Here is a 15,308-nt window from a genome sequence, read left to right as displayed (position 1 = left end):
CATGTTGCAGAAGATAACACCCTTCTCCTCCCACTGGTCCTGCATGTTCTGGTAGACGATCTCGGACTCGTACTGCGCGCCGACGCCCGAAAGGGCGTTCTTCTCCGCTTCCGGGATGCCCAGTTTGTCGAACGTGTCCTTGATCTCTTCGGGCAGCTCCGTCCAGTCGTCGACGCCTTCGCGCTTGTCGACGTCCGGGCGGATGTACGGAACGATCTCTTCGACGTCGAGTTCGGAGAGATCCGGCATGCCGGGCCAATCGGTCGGCATCGGCATGTTCTGGTACTGCTTGAGCGCACGTAGGCGTCGCTCGAGCATCCAGTCGGGCTCGTCTTTGTCCTCGGAGATCATGCGGATGACCTCTTCGGTCAGGCCTTTGTCGGATCGGACTGCGGAGTTCTCCTCTTTCTTGAACTCGAAGCGGGCCTCGGTGTCTGTCTCTTTTAGGTGGTCTTGTTCGGAACTCATCGAGCGTACCTTCGGCTACGGAACCAAAAGCCTAGTGTTCCGAAACCTACAAATGTAACCAATACTGGTTAAAAACTGCCCTATTAGTGTTTAGGTTAATTGCTGACGATTACTTCCCGCGTTTCGAACCGGCCGTATCCTGCCCATTTATTCCGAACTTCGGGGAAGGATATTTATCAGATTCGATACTGCTTCCAATCGCGAAAGCTCACCAAAGGGCCACCCGGGTACACCGGACGAAGACGGGTCAGTCCTCGGTGACGGCCTCGAGTAGCTCCTGAGACTAGTTTCGGTAGTAGCCACAGAAAACCCAATGCACACCTGATCGCACGTCGTCTGTGCGATCAGTGTGGAAATCGTTTCAGTTGTTACGACACTCAGTACATTTCTGACGCCCATCGTTGCCGACATCTCGTTTTGGATGAGGTTTTCGTCGGTACGTCTGGACTCGCCCTAAAGCGCAGCAGCGGCGAGTCCGACCGGATGTTCCTCGAGAGGCCGCGGTCGTCCAACAGCGTCCTCGATACGGGCGACTGGCGCCTCTCTTTGACACGTCTCGGCCGGCCGGCGCCAATCCGCTCGCGGTGCACTAAGCGCTGCTCGAGCGCGACCTACGCTGCGACGCTGTGAAACGCGAGGGCTACGACGGATCGCGTCGCTCGAGAAAGCGGAAAATAAAAAAGTCGTAGAAATCAGCCCGCAATCCGTATCGACGCCCGTGTTCCCACGGTGCGTTTCGCAGTCGTCCGCCAAAATCAATCCGTCGGTTCAGTTGTCGCCGGTCTTCTTCTGCCACTCGTAGCTGCGGCGTTTGGCCGATTTGCCGAAGCCACAGGACGAGCAGACCTTCTTTTTCGTGTGGTACGATTTCTCTCCGCAACGACGGCACTTCGTGTGTGTCGTCGTGTTCTTCTTTCCTTGGCTCGGGGTTCCTGCGCCAGTCATGGAGTGATCGAAACGACGTTATCGCCGCGTATAATGGTTGTGTCTTCGGCCGGCGTCTCTGCGTCCACTTCGCCCTCGAGGGGGATCGTCACGTCCTCGAGCACGAGATTCATGTGCTGATCATAGCCAGCGAGGTCGCCGTCGTACTCGTCGCCACTCTTGAGTCGTACTGTGACACGTTCGCCGAGCGACGCCTCGAGGACATCCAGCGGTCGTCCACTCATACGAAAGAGCGCAGGTGATGGACACTTAATCGTACCGGTCCTGCCTCCATCGAATCCCATTTCAGGGGGTGACCAGCCGCTCGTTTTCCGATCGCGGGAGGCGCAATCGCACTGTTCTGTGACAACTACGCGCACGCCGTACGACTCCAATCTGTGACGCCCAGCAAACAGTATAAGTGTCCACTCGTTGAATCACGGGCTATGGGAAACACCAAATTCACCCTCATCGAGTTGCATCTTGACGGCGACACCCAGTTCGGGCTGGGTGCGCTCGACACCGCACTGCCGTTCGCTTCGAGCGAGGAGTCGACGGAAACGACGGAGTACGAGACCGAAACCGAGGCGGAGGAGGAAGCCGAGGAAGACGGCTCGGGCGGCAAGGCCATCGGCGCGCTTGTCGCGCTCGTCTTGCTCGTCGCCGCCGGCGTCGCCGCCAAGAAGTTCCGCAGCGACGACGAACCCGAACTCGAGGAGGAAGAGCAGCCGGACGTCATCGTCAACTAATACTGTCGGACAGAATTACGTGAAGATCGGTCGCTCTACTGCGGCCGTCTCCGACGGCGACGGCCGCGAATTCGCGACCGACTTCGTATTGACTGCTGTCCGACAGTATAACCCGACCGAACGCGATCGGATCCGACTCAGCCGAACGTTTTTGCGCGTGCTTCACGTACCGACAGACGTGAACCTCTATCGTAGCGCCCGGGCCGTTGCCGGGGCGTCCGGTGACGACGTAATCGACTGGCAGTCGGCCGCCGACGCCGCGAAGGCGGTGACCGATCCCGGCTCGCTCGAGCTCGAGCCGGGCGAGCGCGAGGCCTACGCACGCGACGTTCGCGACGCGCGGGAGGCCGTGCGAACGGTGGCGGACGTCGAGTTCGACGTTCCCGACACCGTCGAGATCCAGAACCGCCACCACTGGATCGACGCCAACATCGCGACGTTCGAACGCGTCATGGGGACCCTCGAGAACCAGTTTCAGACCGGCGCATTCCCCGGCGTCGCCCGGACCGTCAACACGGGGACGATGACCGTCCTCCTCGCCTTCCTCGGCAGGAACGTGCTCGGTCAGTACGACCCGCTCTTGCTCGCCGAGAACCCCGAGGAGAGCCACGCGCTGTACTTCGTTCGCCCGAACATCCTCAACGCCGCCGACAAACTCGACGTCGACGCCGACCGCTTCCGCCGCTGGATCGCCTTCCACGAGGTCACCCACGCCGCGGAGTTCGGCGCCGCACCGTGGCTATCGGACCACCTCGAGGCGCGCATGGAAGACGGTATCGCCGCGCTCTCGGACGGCTCGTTCGACCGGAACGCCTTCCGCGACCTCGACGCCGCGATGACCGTCGTCGAGGGTTACGCGGAACTCCTGATGGACCACGCCTTCGACGGCGAGTACGAGGACCTGCGCCGGAAACTGGACGCGCGCCGACAGGGTCGCGGCCCGCTCCAGAAGCTGTTCCGCCGGCTGCTCGGGCTCGGACTCAAGGAACGACAGTACCAGCGCGGAAAGCACTTCTTCGAGACGGTCGTCACGGGCCACGGACTCGAGACCGCGACACTCGTCTGGGAGGGCCCCGAGATGCTGCCGACGCAGGACGAACTCGACGATCCGACGCTCTGGCTCCAGCGCATCGATCGATAGCCGATCGGTTCGGTCTCGAAATCGGTATCGGAGCGTTCAGTTCGGCCGACGGCGACTCGAGTCGGACTCCGCGGTGACGTGCGTGCGGCTACTTCCGTCCCGACCGACGGCGGCGTGAAATCGTATCCGTTTCTCTCGGTTTGGTATCTCCAAATCTCTCGGTTTGGCACCGTACGGTGGGTTTCGATCAGTCGAGGATCCACAATAGATACCAGAGCAACGCGCCGCCGGCGACGATGCCGCCGACCGAGGCCAGTCCGACGACGGCCAGCGAGGCGCCACCCTGTAACGCCATCGTGCCGCCGGAGAGTCCGACGAGCAGGACGAACGCCCCTCTGACTCGGCCGGAGGGAGTCGTGAGCCCGTTCGAGCCGGAGCGGTCGCGCCGATCCGGGTCACGGTCGGAGCTGCGTCTTCCGTCTCCGCGGGAGCCCCGTTCCGACCCGCGCGCGTCGGCCCGACGGGAGTCGCGCCCCGATCCGCGGCTCATAGGTCGCCGGCCGTGCTGACGTGCATCGTGGCGAACTGCCACTCGTGCTCGCCCGCCTGCGTTGGTTTCTCTTCGGGCCGAACCAGCGTTCCGCTCCAGCGCGTCTCGAATCGCCGGCGCTCGCCGCTTTGGGCGTCCGTCCAGGCCATCGTCACCTCGTCGGCGAACGTGGCGGCCCCGTCTCGGCCCGTCACGGTGAGAGATCGGCTCTCGACGGTCCACTCCGCCGTCGTCTCGGTCTGTTCCTGCAGCGCCTCGCTCACCTCGTCGTAGCCGAACAGCGCCTCGCTGATGCCGAACTTCACCGTCGACTCGTCGGCGAGGAAGTACGGCTCGAGGGGATCGCCGTTCCGGAGCGCGTCGTAGTAGTCGCGGACGACGGGTTCGAGACCTTCACTCATGGACGTACTGTCGGCGTCGTCGCCCAAAGGCCCACCGGACGCAGACGCAGGTTGCGACTCGACATTCGGTACGACTCGCCGGGTGGGGCGCTCAGTGACGGCGCGATGCAACGCCTCGGGGTCGTTCCGGAGAGTCTGGCGGGCACCGTCCTCGATCGGTTCAAGCGCCTCGCGGAGACCGGCGAGATTCCGTCGCTCGAGACCAACCCCTCCGGTCGCGGGAAGGGAGATCGCTTCTGAGATCAGTCGGTGGGCCGTTCGTCCGGTTCCTCGAGTCGCTCCGGCCGGCCGCGGTCGGCGGTTCGCTCTCCCGACCGATCGAGCGACCACCCTGACTCGGGGCTGCGTTCGCGCGGCCGGCTGCTGTCGGCCCTGCTACCGCCATCGGCTTCGCGACCGGCATCAGCGCTGCGGTCGACCCCGTATCCGCGTTCGGGTGACGACTCGCGGGCCGGCGAGTTCACGTCCACCCCCATCCGACCGCTCGTCTCGTCGAAGACGTGGTGGGTGTGGGGATAGGCGATTTCGACGTCCTCCCCCTCGAAGGCATCCCACGCTCGTCGGTGGATCGCGGATCGAACCTTCAACGGGAGATAGGGTGCCTCGATCCAGCACTTGAGATCGATCAGGATGCCGTGGTCGGCGAACTCGCGGACGAACGCCTTCGGACCCGCCGGAAACTTCGACCGACCGACGCGGATCGGCGGGCCGCCGCCGATGACGCCGTCGACATCTCGAGCGGCGCGCTCGAGCAGTTCACAGGCCCGATCGAGGTCGCCCTCGTAGGTGACACAGACCTCGAGCGAGAGTCTGCTGCGTTCGTCCTCGGCGGAGAGGTTTCGGATGTCGCGATCGCGCATGGTCTCGTTGGGGATGACCAGAAACGAGTTCTCGAGGGTGTAGACTCGCGTGTAGCCCAGCGTGATGTCGTCGACGTAGCCGCGCTCCTCGCGGTCGACGAGTTCGATCATGTCGCCGACCTCGTAGGGGCGGTGGACGAGGATGAAGAGGCCGCTGATGTAGCTGCGGCCGACCGGCGCGAGCACCGCGCCGAGGACGAGCGAGATGACGGTAAACGAAAGGAAGACGCTCTGGGGACGGAAGCCGAGCAGGCCGGCGATGGGGACGAACGCGTAGGCGACGACGGCGATGCGAGCGCCCAGCAGGACCGCGTTAGCGGTCGACGGCCGGAGCACGCGCTCTTCGAGTCGGGGTCGGAGCCGCTCGGAGAGCAGCCGCGAGCCGAACCACGCGGCGATCACCGCGAGAATCGCGAGCAGCCAGGAAACGTCCACGAGATCGGCGATACCTTCGAGAATCGCGACACCGACGGGGTCGGAAAGCGACAGTAGTAGCGACGACACTACCGCTTCTACCGTCGGCGGCTGAAAAAGGACGAGCGTGGCAGCAGCCGGGTCCCTCTAGGTGGCTGCTCTCGACCTGACGCGACGTTCCCCTCACATGAAGCCGCGATCGACTTCGTCGGTCTCGATCAGGTCCTCGAGTTCCGCGCCGAGTAACTCGTCGGCCTCCTCGAACCGGTCGCCGAGCTCCTCGAGCCGATCGGGCCGGTCGTACTGGTCGTACTCCATTGGTCCGAACGCGGGGCTCTCGATGGCCTCCATCACGTCGTCGAAGAGGTCCTGCGGGCGGGTCGGGGCGTCCGCGTGGGTCTGGAGGACGGTCTCGAGGCGCTTCGAGACCGTCTCGACCTGCTCTTCGTCCTCCGGCGGCGATCGAACGGCGAAGCGGCCGCCCGCGTCCTCTCTGGGGAGGAACGAGCCGATCTCGTCGTCCAGGTTGCGCGCGACCTGCGTGCCGACCCCGCGGACCTCGAACGGGTTCTTCGCGTACGTCTTCAGAAAGAAGACGCCGGCGCGTGGATGCGCGAGGTACATGTCCTCGCCGACGCCGCCGGCTCGGTCGCCGGCGACCGCGCGCCAGCCTTCGGGATCGACGGGTCGCTCCGTGACGTCCTCGAGTACGTCCTGCCACTCGCGAATCCGCATACGAGACCGTTGTGACGCGGACGGAATGAACGTATCGGTCGTGACGAACGACGGGGGCTAACCGACGCGTCGCCGTCGAAACTGGGCCAAATCGAACCAAAAGGAATAGGATGGTTCCCCCGACAGAGTGGGTAACCGACGTTTGACCATGTCCGTCAGCCGACCACTCTCGTTCGTCGAACTGTTTCGGGCCACGCCAGCCACGAGTGCGCTTCTCGCGCTGGGTCCACTTGGGCTGGCAGTCGGACAGCTCGCGAACGGCTACGTCAACGGCGTCTCCCCCGCCGTCTCGGTCGGATTCGCCGCCGTCATGGTCGCGTTCGCCGTCGTCGCGATGCGCCACCACGCCGCCGAGTATCGGTTGTGGCGGCTCGAGTCCGAAACGAACGGCGACCGCGAATCTGCGGTCGACTCGACGCGGTGATCCGTATGCGGTCCGTTTTCCATCGGTTTCAGACGCGCGAGGACTCGGTCGCGACGCGTCGCGCGTCCCGAGCGTCGTACGCGTTGTAACCGGCCAGCGCCGCGATGAGCAGCCCGGAGCCGAGCGTGCTCCAGAACGGACTCGTCGTCAGCCCCAGTCCCGCCTGCATCTCGAGGAGCGCAGGCGAAACGATCAACCAGATGCCCAGCAGGGCGACCAGCCCCGAGACGCCGACGCTGAGCGGGATGTCGTTGACGACGCGGTAGTAGTTGTAGCCGGCCGCGAGGACGACGACGCTGCCGACGAGGACGTTGTTCCAGAACGCCGCCTGTGAGACGTCGTAGAGGGCGACGACAGAGAGGACGACCCACGCGCCGATGACGGCGACGATCGCGCTGATAACCGAGACCTTGCGCCGCCGTTCCTCGTTCGCGATCTGTGTGGCGTCGTCGCGCGGGTCGCGGCCGGGATCATCCCGATCGCCGACGCCGGTTCCGGAGTCGACGTCGTCGGCCGGCGCCTCCCCGCGATCCTCGCGCCCGGTTCCGCCGTGGGTTCCGCTTGCGGTTTCCGGATCGCGGTCGTTGCTGTTCGAGTCGTTCATGGGTGCACCCGACTTCCCCGTCGCTGTCAAAAAACGCCGACGACCGTTCCGTCGCGCGATGGAGATACTCGTCGGTAATCGGTCGTTACGATAGATTGAACTGCTGACCTATTCAGTTCGCTGATGATCGGTGTCGCTCCGTTTCGAATGGCAATCTCGCACGCGACCGATAGCGTTTTTGACGGCTCGCTCCTGACGAACACTCGTGCACGTACGCGGAACCGTCGCGGGCGACGTCGAAGTGAAGTCGGTATCGACGAGCTACGGCGAGAGCGACCTCGCCGAAGTGCCGCTGCGACTCGAGCGCGACGGCGACGAATCGACGCGACAGGAACCTGTGTCTCGAGACACCGCGGGCCAACCCGACATCGTGGACGGCCACGAGACGACGACGGTGACGCTCTGGAACAAGTGGACGGAGTCGGCGGAGTACTTAGAGCCCGGGCTGGAACTACTCGTCACGAACGCCGAGGAAAAGGAGTACCGGGGCGAGACCCAGTACTCGACGACGGGCGACTCCTACGTCGTCGTCGAGCCGACCTTTCTGGTGAACGTGACGTCGATCCGCAACTGGGTCGAATGTCCCCGGCTCTACTTCCTGAACAAGCTCTCCGGGGTGCCGCTGAACTACCCTGTCGTGAAGGGGACGCTGGTCCACGAGGTCTTCGGCGACCTCCTCCGCGGACGAGAGTTGGAGGAGTCGATCGACGCCCGCGTGGACGAACGCGGTCTCGAACTCGGCTTGCTCGGCGAGACGGCCGAATCCGTCACCGAAGACGTCCGGGAGAACGCGAAAGCGATCGAGGGCTGGCTCGAGCAGGGCCGCCTGACCGAGGAGGATAGCTGGCGCTCCGAACAGTTGCTCATCAGCGAGACGTTCGGTATCCGCGGGCGGGCTGACGCCATCCGGCGGGGCGCGCCGGTCGAACTCAAGACGGGAAAGAATCTGAAGAAGGTGCCACGCTTCAAGGACAAGGTGCAGGCCGCCTGCTACGCGCTCTTGCTCGAGGAACACGGCGGCGACGTTGACACCGGCACCCTGCTCTACACGAAAAACTCGGCGCTCGACAGGAACGAGGAGACCGGCGACCTCACCCCCGCGAAGGACTTCTCGATGGGCGACGGCCTGCTGAAGTTCGTCGTTCGGCTGCGAAACGAACTCGCGGCCATGGAGATCAAAGGCGAGATTCCAACGGGCTACGAGGGCTCGGCGAAGTGCGAGTACTGCTTCGAGCAGGACACCTGCATGGTCGTCTCGGGACGACTCGACCAGGAGTCGAAGGCCGGCCAGATCGGACAGGCCCTCCCCGAGGAGGAACGCGAGTACTTCGACCGGTTCTACCGCGCCATCGAGGAGGAACGCCGGGAAGTCCACCGCGAGTACGCCAAACTCTGGGAGCAAGACGCCCAAGAGCGGGCCGACGACGACCGCGCGCTGATCGACCTCGAGTTCGTGGAGAAACGGCCGCTCGAGGGCGGCCGCTGGGAACTGCGCGCGCGTCGAACGAGCGGCGCGAACTCGAAGATTCGAGAGGGTGACTTCGTGCTGGCGAGCGACGGTCATCCGGTCCGCGGGAGTTCGGAGCTCGCGATCATCGAGCGGCTCGACGAGGAGGTCGTACTGACGGCCGACGAGCCCGTCGAAGTGACGCGGCTGGACGTCTATCCCTCCGAACTGACGACCGATCGGCTGCTCGCCGCGATGCACGACGCGCTCTTGAAGGGCGACGAGCGTCGAAAAGACATTCTGTTCGGCCGAGCCGATCCGGAGTTTGACACCGTCTCCGAGACCTTCATCGACAACAACGCGGCCCAGAACGAGGCCGTCACGAAAGCCGTCAGCGCGCAGGACTGCGCGCTGATCCACGGCCCGCCCGGCACCGGAAAGACCTACACCATCGCTCGCGCCATCCGCGCGATGGTCGAACGCGGCGAGCGCGTGCTTCTCTCCGCGTTTACGAATCGTGCAGTGGACAACGCTCTCGAGGCCCTGCTCGAGCAGTTAGACGACGTGATCGACGAGGACCGCGTCGTCCGCGTCGGCTCCGAGAGCGGCGTGCGCGAGGACATGCAGTCCTACCGCCTCGAGCGCTCGGGCGACCCCGAGGACCGACTCGCCGAACTGCAGAACGCGCAGGTCGTCGCCGCGACGACGGCGACCTGCGGCTCGCGGGTCATGAAAGAGCAAGCGTTCGACGCCGCGTTAGTCGACGAGGCCGCCCAGCTGACGGAGCCGGGGACCTGTGCAGCGATCAACCTCGCCGAGCGGTTCGTCCTCGTCGGAGACCACGAACAGCTGCCGCCGGTCGTCCGCGCAGAGAACGACCTCACCGAGTCGCTGTTCGAACGCCTCGTCGACCTCCACCCCGATGCGGGCGTCATGCTCGACCGCCAGTACCGGATGAACCAACGCATTCAGGCCTTCGCCTCCCGGGAGTTCTACGACGGCGAGCTTCGACCCGCCGAGCCCGAGATCGCGGCGCGGACGCTCGACGATCTCGAAGGCGTCTCCCGCGCTGAGTTGCCCGACGAACTCCGGGACCCGGTCGCGTTCGTCGACGTCGAGGGTGACGGCAGTCAGTACACCGACGGCGAGGAGGCCGCGCGGATCGCCGACCTCGTCGAAACATACGAGGCGGCAGGGATCAACCGAACCGACATCGGCGTCATCGCCCCCTTCCGCGCTCAGGTCTCCGAAATCACGAGCCACGTTCCCGACGATGTCTCGGTCGACACTGTCGACCGTTTTCAGGGCTCGAGTCAGGAGATCATCATCGTCTCCTTTACCGCGACGGGGTCGCTCGAGGGACCGATCTTCGAGGACTACCGGCGAATCAACGTCGCCTTGACCCGACCGAAACGCGCGCTTGTACTCGTCGGCGACTCCGGAGCCTTAGCGACGGATCCGGTCTACGAACGGATGCTCGAGTGGGCGAACGGATAGCGAACGGCGTTGGCGAAGTACGCTTCGCGCCCGATATGATGGCGGTAGATTATTTACCGTTCCCGGACAGAATTGACCGTCATGCGACTCGAGGACGAGAGCGCGGTCTTTCGCGACACGGTTTCGGCCGATTACGCCGACATCGTCGTCGCCGTTACCCAACTCGGCAGTCCGACGACACTCATGGTGCTCCTCGCGATCCTGTTCTGGTGTGGCAGCCGCCGCCGGAGCGCGCTCGTGATCAGCTACGGCGTCGCCGGACTGGGATTTGTTCTGGCCCTCGAGACGCTGCTCGGACTCCCGCGACCACCGGAGTCGGTCTATCTGACGTCGATCGACGTCGAGGGCTACGGCTTCCCCAGCGGCCACGCCTTTGCGTCGGTCGTCGTCTACGGCGGTCTCGTCTCGGTGTACGATCGACTTCGAGATCCGGTCGCACTCCTGGGTGCCGGAACGCTCGTCGCGGCCGTCTCGCTCTCGAGGGTCGTCCTCGGCGTCCACTACCTCGGTGACGTAATCGTCGGCGCGATACTCGGCGTCGTCTTCGTCGCCGCGATGAACCGAGTCAGCCGCGGCATGCCGACGGTCGGCTTCACGGTCGCGGCTGCCCTCGCGGTTCCCGCCGTCTACGTCACCAACGCGGCCGCGTACGCGGTCCTCGCGCTCGGCGCAGCCATCGGCGGCCTGCTTACTGCAGGTTGGATCGATCGATTGCCGCAGCTTCGGTCCCGACTCGAGGGTCTCGTTCTCGTCATCGTGGGCGGAAGCGTCCTCGTCGCCCTCCGGATCGTCGAAACGGTCGTCGACCTCACACCCCTCCTCGTCGCCCTCTACGCGGCCCTCGTGGCGTGGATCGTGTTCGCCCCCGCGCTTGTCGACCGAGTCGGAGGAACGGTTTTCGGGTCACCAGAGACGGATTCGTGAGGCTGAGTCGGGTCGACGCCGCAGACGACGTTTCGGACGCGCTCGAGGCGGGCGGCGAGGTGCTCGTGGTGCCGGACGCAATACACACGCTGCTCGTCGATCGGTGACCGGGCATCGGATCGACGGGGGACCGGTACCCCCGGAGTAACCGCGACCCCATTGGCTTCGCTCGTTCGCCCCCGCCATCACAACGATCAGTCTTCGCTATCGGCCGCCGCCCAGAGGGGATAGAGGTCGTCCTCGACCGGTTCGGTGATCGACTCCCCGTCGAGGACGAGTTCGAATTCCCCCTCGCGAACCGTTCCGATCTCGGCCCCCTCGAGCCCCGCGTCCGCGAGCGACTCCAGACAGTCGTCGACCGCGTCACTCGGCACGGTCGCCAGCAGCGCCCCGGAGCCGAAGATCCGGAGCGGATCGACGTCGGCCGCCTCGCACAGCCGTCTCGTCTCGTCGCGAATCGGGACGGCCTCGCGATCGATCTCGAGTCGCACGCCCGAGGCGCGGGCGATCTCGAGTGCGCCGGCCGCGACGCCGCCCTCCGTCGGATCGTGCATCGCCGTCGCGCGATCCCGGATCGCGCGAGCGTCGGGGGCGACGCTGATCTCGTCGACGAACGACTCGGCGCGCTCGCGGGCCCCCTCGTCGACTCCGAGTTCGTCGCCGAAATCGGCTGCGAGGATGGCCGTTCCTTCGATGCCCGCGGCCTTCGTCAGGAGAACGCTATCGCCGGGTTCGGCCCCGCCCGTCGGGACGAAGGCCTCGGCCGTCCCCATCGCCGTCAGCGAGAGGATCGGGCGCTCGAGTTGGTCGACGTACTCCGAGTGGCCGCCGACGATCGACGCGCCGATATCGCGCGCGGCGGCGTCGAGGTCGCGCGTGATCGCCTCGAGATCGCTCTCCTCGTCGGGAAGCATGATCACGGCGGTCAGCCAGCGCGGATCGGCACCGGAGGCCGCGACGTCGTTGCAGGCGACGGGGACGGCTAACGTGCCGACCCCCTCCGCCGCGAGCGAGATCGGGTCGGAGCTGACGACGAGCGTCTCGTCTCCCTCGGAGAGTGCGATCGCGGCGGCGTCCTCGCCGTCCGCCGGTCCCTGCAGGACCGTCTCGTCGTCGGCCGCCGTTCCCGTGCGGCCGAAGACGTGTGCGAGCAGGTCGTCCGGACTCACCTTACCGGGCATACCACGAACTGGGAGGATCTGCGGTTTGTAGCTGTCGGGCCGTCGGTGTCAGTTTGATTATCTCGATGGCGATGCGTCTCGTTCTCGGTTCAACGCAGGCGAGGCGGTATCGCTCAGTCCTGATCACCCGGCGTGCGGTGGCGCGTGCTGTCGGCTGGCCGAACGATAGTGAGGCCTGCCGACGGAATCACGCGAGGGATGAGGGACTGAACGCAGTGAGGGAGTGAATCGGCTGGGGAGGGCGTGGCAATTCCTCGTAGCCACGAGAGCAGCGCTTCCTTGTTTCATTCACTCCTCGAGCGAATACCGCGTTCACCAATTATCAGGGTCCGAAGGCCGCGATATCGGCACCCACCGTCGCCAACGCGTCGGCGGGGTTCAGGTCGCTGTCGGCCAGATGCGTGTACTGATGGTCCGGAATGCTCGAGAGTGCCGTCGTAACGGCCTCGCTGTACCTCTCGACGCCGGCTCCGTCGGGTCGTCGCCACCCCAGACGTCTCGGATGACCGTCATCGAATCGATGCGGACCTCTACCCTGCGTGGCTCGTACCGAGCCAACAGCTCGGCGAGCCCGAGTTGGAGGGCGACGTACTCGGCGGTATTGTTCCCCGTCCGGGAGCCGACCGGTCGGCCGAGACGGGCGAGCTGGTCCCCCGCAGCGTCCGCGATGACAGCGCCCGCCCCTGCAGGGCCGGGGTTGCCGCGTGAACTACCGTCCACGTAGAGGACGAACGCGTCGCTCGTCGGTTCGGGGACGGGTGGCCGACTGAGTCCCGACTCCAGGAGGCTCTCGAGTGCGCGACGCAGTTCGTCCGGGGTGGTTTCGGGATCGAAGAGGCCGCCGTAGCCGGGGACGGCGTCGTCGACGGCGTCGGTGGCAGCCGCGACCTCGTAGCCGACGCCCGCGAGCACCTCGTCGACGAGCGTGGCCAGCGGCGAGCGGTGTTCGGCCGGAAGCGCGTCGTCAGTCACGCATTTGTCCCCTCGAGCTTTGGTTCCAGGAACGCAAACTCTCGTTCCCGGGTGATCTCGTTGACTTGTCGCACCACTCCATATCGGACCTCGGCCCTCGAGCGGGATAATCCCTTCAGGTGGCCCGGTGGGTGGCCGTTTTGGATAAGCTGGCTCCTCGAGATGTTCGAGGGGAACAAGTCGTGTCGAAGGCCGACACATATCCCACCTGTGGTACGGGAAGCCGTGCCCTTTAACTCGCGGAGGATGTCACCAGAGACTGCCCGCGACGGGTAGCCGATACCTTAAAGTGATTAATTTACGGAAATTAACTAATGAATCCTCTACATACGGCTCGAGAATTCGAGGGAGTTCCGAATATCGAGTGACGAATCCTGTGCGGACTGTGGACCGGACACGACCCATTACCAGCAACAGAGTGCCGACTCGACGCTGACGCAACGTCGAAACCACTCGCCGAAACGTGGCTGGCGGGAACGGATCGGAGATATGGCGACTCTGGGGGCTATTGCCCTCGGTCCGCCGTTGCTCGCACTCGCGTACGTGTTCACGGACCTCTCGGACATCATGGAGTCGAATGCTGCCGCCAATCTCCCGTCAGTGCTAGAGCCGATCGCCGGGTTGGTCGCCCTGCTTGACACGATCTTGGCGTGGATCATGACCGCGGCTATCGTGTGCTACGTGGCTTTTGTTGCTGTGTTCGCATATCACAAACTCCGCTGATTCTCCTCCCGAATCCGATCGAGGGCCGACTGACAGCCCGGATGCCCTTTGCTTACAGATCACAGTCGAGACGGCGACACAACGTTTTGGTGGGGCATTGCAGTGAGTTTCCGGGCCTGGCGACGATGGTGCCACTGAAACGAGTCACACACCGATCGCAACGCCGTACTGCAATCGGATATGCGTGACATTCTACGGGGCAAACGTTCCGGACGGAGTTGCGTATTTTGATTCTGTCGAAAAGCGGGTCGAATAACTGCTCGAATTGACCCGTTTCTAGTCTGCTCGAACTGTCTTCCGTCCGAACTGCCCACCAACGAAGGCAGTCGTGCGATCCAACTCCGCCGTTAGGACGCGTCGGGTGCGACGGCCTCCATCGTCTGCTTGACTGTGTCTTCGTCAGCCCCACGCGGGAAACTGATCGCGATGGAATCGAGCCCCTCGACGGCCTCGTAGGCCTCGAGTTGCTCGCGCGTCTCTTCGGGCGTCCCGAAGGCACAGAGATCGTCGAGGATGCTCTCGTCGACCAGTTCGAGCGCGCGCTCTCGGTCGCCGTCCTGCCACGCGTCGTGGATCTCGGGAGCCTCCTCGTAGCCCTGGCGCTCTAAGGCGTCGCGGTAGAACGTGCCCATCCCGCCGATGTAGAAGCCGATGTGCTGGCGCGTGAGTTTGCGTGCACGCTCAGCGTCCTCGAGCGCACAGCAGGTCACGCCGGTGGTGACGTGGACGTCGTCGGGGTCTCGGTCGCCGAGTTCCGCGCCGCGTTCGATGTCCTCGAGGCGGTCGTCCATCCCCTCGGGAGTGAGCATGATGCCGTGCCAGCCGTCGGCGAATCGACCGGCGAGTTCGACGGCTTTCGGCCCCATCCCGGTCACCTCGATCGGCGGGGACGGCTTCGGGGCCTCACAGCGCAGTCGGAAGCCCGAGAGCTGGAAGTCGTCGCCGTCGTAGTTGACCGGCTCTCCGGAGAGCACTTCGCGAACGATCTCGACGGTTTCGCGGGTTCGCCGGAGCGGGTTGCCGTACTCCATCCCGTGCCAGTTCTCGATCACGACGGGGCCGCTGGGGCCGAGGCCGAGGCGGAACCGGCCGTCGGAAACCTCCTGCATCGTCGCCGCCGTCTGGCCCAGCAGGGCCGGCGAGCGCGAATAGGTGTTGAGGATGCTCGAGCCGATATCGATCGACTCGGTCCGTTCGGCCATCGCGGTCAGGACGACCACGCCGTCGCGGCCCCACGTCTCGGGGAGCCAGGCGCAGTCGTAGCCGCCCTCCTCCGCCAATGTGGTGTAGTCGACGATCGAGTCGACAGTCGGTTGGGCCGCGACCGGAAGGTGAACGTCTCTGTCTGTCATCG

The 15,308-nt window shown here is 64.9% G+C and carries 17 protein-coding genes and 1 pseudogene; 7 read left to right on the top strand and 11 right to left on the bottom strand.

Going from position 1 to position 15,308, the window contains the following annotated elements:
• From NATTI_RS25010 to NATTI_RS0115370, 3 genes and pseudogenes are all read right to left on the bottom strand, one after another.
• A pseudogene (locus tag NATTI_RS25010) lies at positions 1-468 on the bottom strand (Fe-S cluster assembly protein SufB); the annotation flags it as partial.
• A gap of 768 nt (positions 469-1,236) precedes the next feature.
• Positions 1,237-1,413, bottom strand: coding sequence for a 50S ribosomal protein L37e (locus NATTI_RS25445; protein WP_006090391.1), 177 nt, complete (start codon positions 1,411-1,413; stop codon positions 1,237-1,239).
• Positions 1,410-1,637, bottom strand: coding sequence for an LSM domain-containing protein (locus tag NATTI_RS0115370; protein WP_006090390.1), 228 nt, complete (start codon positions 1,635-1,637; stop codon positions 1,410-1,412). Before NATTI_RS0115370 ends, NATTI_RS25445 begins: the two co-directional genes overlap by 4 nt.
• Positions 1,638-1,838: 201 nt before the next feature.
• On the opposite strand from NATTI_RS0115370, the gene NATTI_RS0115365 reads away from it, so the two are divergent.
• Together NATTI_RS0115365 and NATTI_RS0115360 are read left to right on the top strand one after the other, a co-directional pair.
• Positions 1,839-2,141 (top strand): hypothetical protein, encoded by a 303-nt coding sequence (locus NATTI_RS0115365; RefSeq protein ID WP_006090389.1) that lies wholly within the window; start codon positions 1,839-1,841, stop codon positions 2,139-2,141.
• Between the two features lie 178 nt (positions 2,142-2,319).
• Positions 2,320-3,282: a zinc-dependent metalloprotease gene (locus NATTI_RS0115360; protein ID WP_006090388.1), complete on the top strand. Its 963-nt coding sequence runs from the start codon at positions 2,320-2,322 to the stop codon at positions 3,280-3,282.
• Between the two features lie 187 nt (positions 3,283-3,469).
• Here the strand turns inward: NATTI_RS0115360 and NATTI_RS0115355 are convergent, their stop codons facing one another.
• Both NATTI_RS0115355 and NATTI_RS0115350 read right to left on the bottom strand, forming a co-directional pair.
• Positions 3,470-3,772, bottom strand: a complete 303-nt coding sequence (locus NATTI_RS0115355) for a hypothetical protein (RefSeq protein ID WP_006090387.1) — start codon at positions 3,770-3,772, stop codon at positions 3,470-3,472.
• Positions 3,769-4,173, bottom strand: a complete 405-nt coding sequence (locus tag NATTI_RS0115350) for an AtzH-like domain-containing protein (protein WP_006090386.1) — start codon at positions 4,171-4,173, stop codon at positions 3,769-3,771. The genes NATTI_RS0115355 and NATTI_RS0115350 overlap by 4 nt, the downstream gene beginning before the upstream one ends.
• A 51-nt stretch (positions 4,174-4,224) precedes the next feature.
• Between NATTI_RS0115350 and NATTI_RS0115345 the strand changes: the two genes are divergently transcribed.
• Positions 4,225-4,413, top strand: a complete 189-nt coding sequence (locus NATTI_RS0115345) for an SRPBCC family protein (protein ID WP_006090385.1) — start codon at positions 4,225-4,227, stop codon at positions 4,411-4,413.
• Positions 4,414-4,415: 2 nt separating this feature from the next.
• On the opposite strand, the gene NATTI_RS0115340 is transcribed toward NATTI_RS0115345, so the two are convergent.
• Together NATTI_RS0115340 and NATTI_RS0115335 are read right to left on the bottom strand one after the other, a co-directional pair.
• Positions 4,416-5,537 (bottom strand): mechanosensitive ion channel family protein, encoded by a 1,122-nt coding sequence (locus tag NATTI_RS0115340; RefSeq protein ID WP_006090384.1) that lies wholly within the window; start codon positions 5,535-5,537, stop codon positions 4,416-4,418.
• 93 nt (positions 5,538-5,630) lie between these two features.
• Positions 5,631-6,182 carry a hypothetical protein gene (locus NATTI_RS0115335; RefSeq protein ID WP_019991934.1) on the bottom strand — a complete coding sequence of 184 codons (552 nt, stop codon included), beginning with the start codon at positions 6,180-6,182 and terminating at the stop codon, positions 5,631-5,633.
• 148 nt (positions 6,183-6,330) lie between these two features.
• Here NATTI_RS0115335 and NATTI_RS0115330 point away from each other — a divergent pair, with 148 nt between their 5' ends.
• Positions 6,331-6,606, top strand: coding sequence for a hypothetical protein (locus tag NATTI_RS0115330; protein ID WP_006090381.1), 276 nt, complete (start codon positions 6,331-6,333; stop codon positions 6,604-6,606).
• Positions 6,607-6,634: 28 nt separating this feature from the next.
• Here NATTI_RS0115330 and NATTI_RS0115325 read toward each other — a convergent pair whose 3' ends face one another.
• Positions 6,635-7,210 carry an SPW repeat domain-containing protein gene (locus NATTI_RS0115325; protein ID WP_006090380.1) on the bottom strand — a complete coding sequence of 192 codons (576 nt, stop codon included), beginning with the start codon at positions 7,208-7,210 and terminating at the stop codon, positions 6,635-6,637.
• A gap of 205 nt (positions 7,211-7,415) precedes the next feature.
• On the opposite strand from NATTI_RS0115325, the gene NATTI_RS0115320 reads away from it, so the two are divergent.
• Positions 7,416-10,154: an AAA domain-containing protein gene (locus NATTI_RS0115320; RefSeq protein WP_006090379.1), complete on the top strand. Its 2,739-nt coding sequence runs from the start codon at positions 7,416-7,418 to the stop codon at positions 10,152-10,154.
• A gap of 81 nt (positions 10,155-10,235) precedes the next feature.
• Positions 10,236-11,078 carry a phosphatase PAP2 family protein gene (locus tag NATTI_RS0115315; protein ID WP_006090378.1) on the top strand — a complete coding sequence of 281 codons (843 nt, stop codon included), beginning with the start codon at positions 10,236-10,238 and terminating at the stop codon, positions 11,076-11,078.
• Between the two features lie 194 nt (positions 11,079-11,272).
• On the opposite strand, the gene NATTI_RS0115305 is transcribed toward NATTI_RS0115315, so the two are convergent.
• Positions 11,273-12,259, bottom strand: coding sequence for an AIR synthase family protein (locus NATTI_RS0115305; protein ID WP_006090377.1), 987 nt, complete (start codon positions 12,257-12,259; stop codon positions 11,273-11,275).
• Positions 12,260-12,637: 378 nt separating this feature from the next.
• On the bottom strand, positions 12,638-13,231 hold the full coding sequence (locus tag NATTI_RS0115300; RefSeq protein ID WP_006090376.1) for an RNase H family protein: 594 nt from the start codon (positions 13,229-13,231) through the stop codon (positions 12,638-12,640).
• Between the two features lie 489 nt (positions 13,232-13,720).
• On the opposite strand from NATTI_RS0115300, the gene NATTI_RS0115295 reads away from it, so the two are divergent.
• Complete coding sequence (locus NATTI_RS0115295) at positions 13,721-13,954, top strand: hypothetical protein (RefSeq protein ID WP_006090375.1); 234 nt, start codon at positions 13,721-13,723, stop codon at positions 13,952-13,954.
• Positions 13,955-14,301: 347 nt separating this feature from the next.
• On the opposite strand, the gene NATTI_RS0115290 is transcribed toward NATTI_RS0115295, so the two are convergent.
• The gene (locus NATTI_RS0115290) at positions 14,302-15,306 is read right to left on the bottom strand and encodes a TIGR04024 family LLM class F420-dependent oxidoreductase (protein ID WP_006090374.1); all 1,005 of its coding nucleotides are present in this window, start codon (positions 15,304-15,306) and stop codon (positions 14,302-14,304) included.
• Positions 15,307-15,308: the final 2 nt, after the last annotated feature.

The sequence above is a fragment of the Natronorubrum tibetense GA33 genome (genome assembly GCF_000383975.1).
In the GTDB taxonomy this organism is placed as follows: Archaea; Halobacteriota; Halobacteria; order Halobacteriales; family Natrialbaceae; genus Natronorubrum; species Natronorubrum tibetense.
The sequence above is the reverse complement of the archived record's forward strand: the minus strand, read 5'-3'. Positions and strand labels throughout refer to the sequence as shown.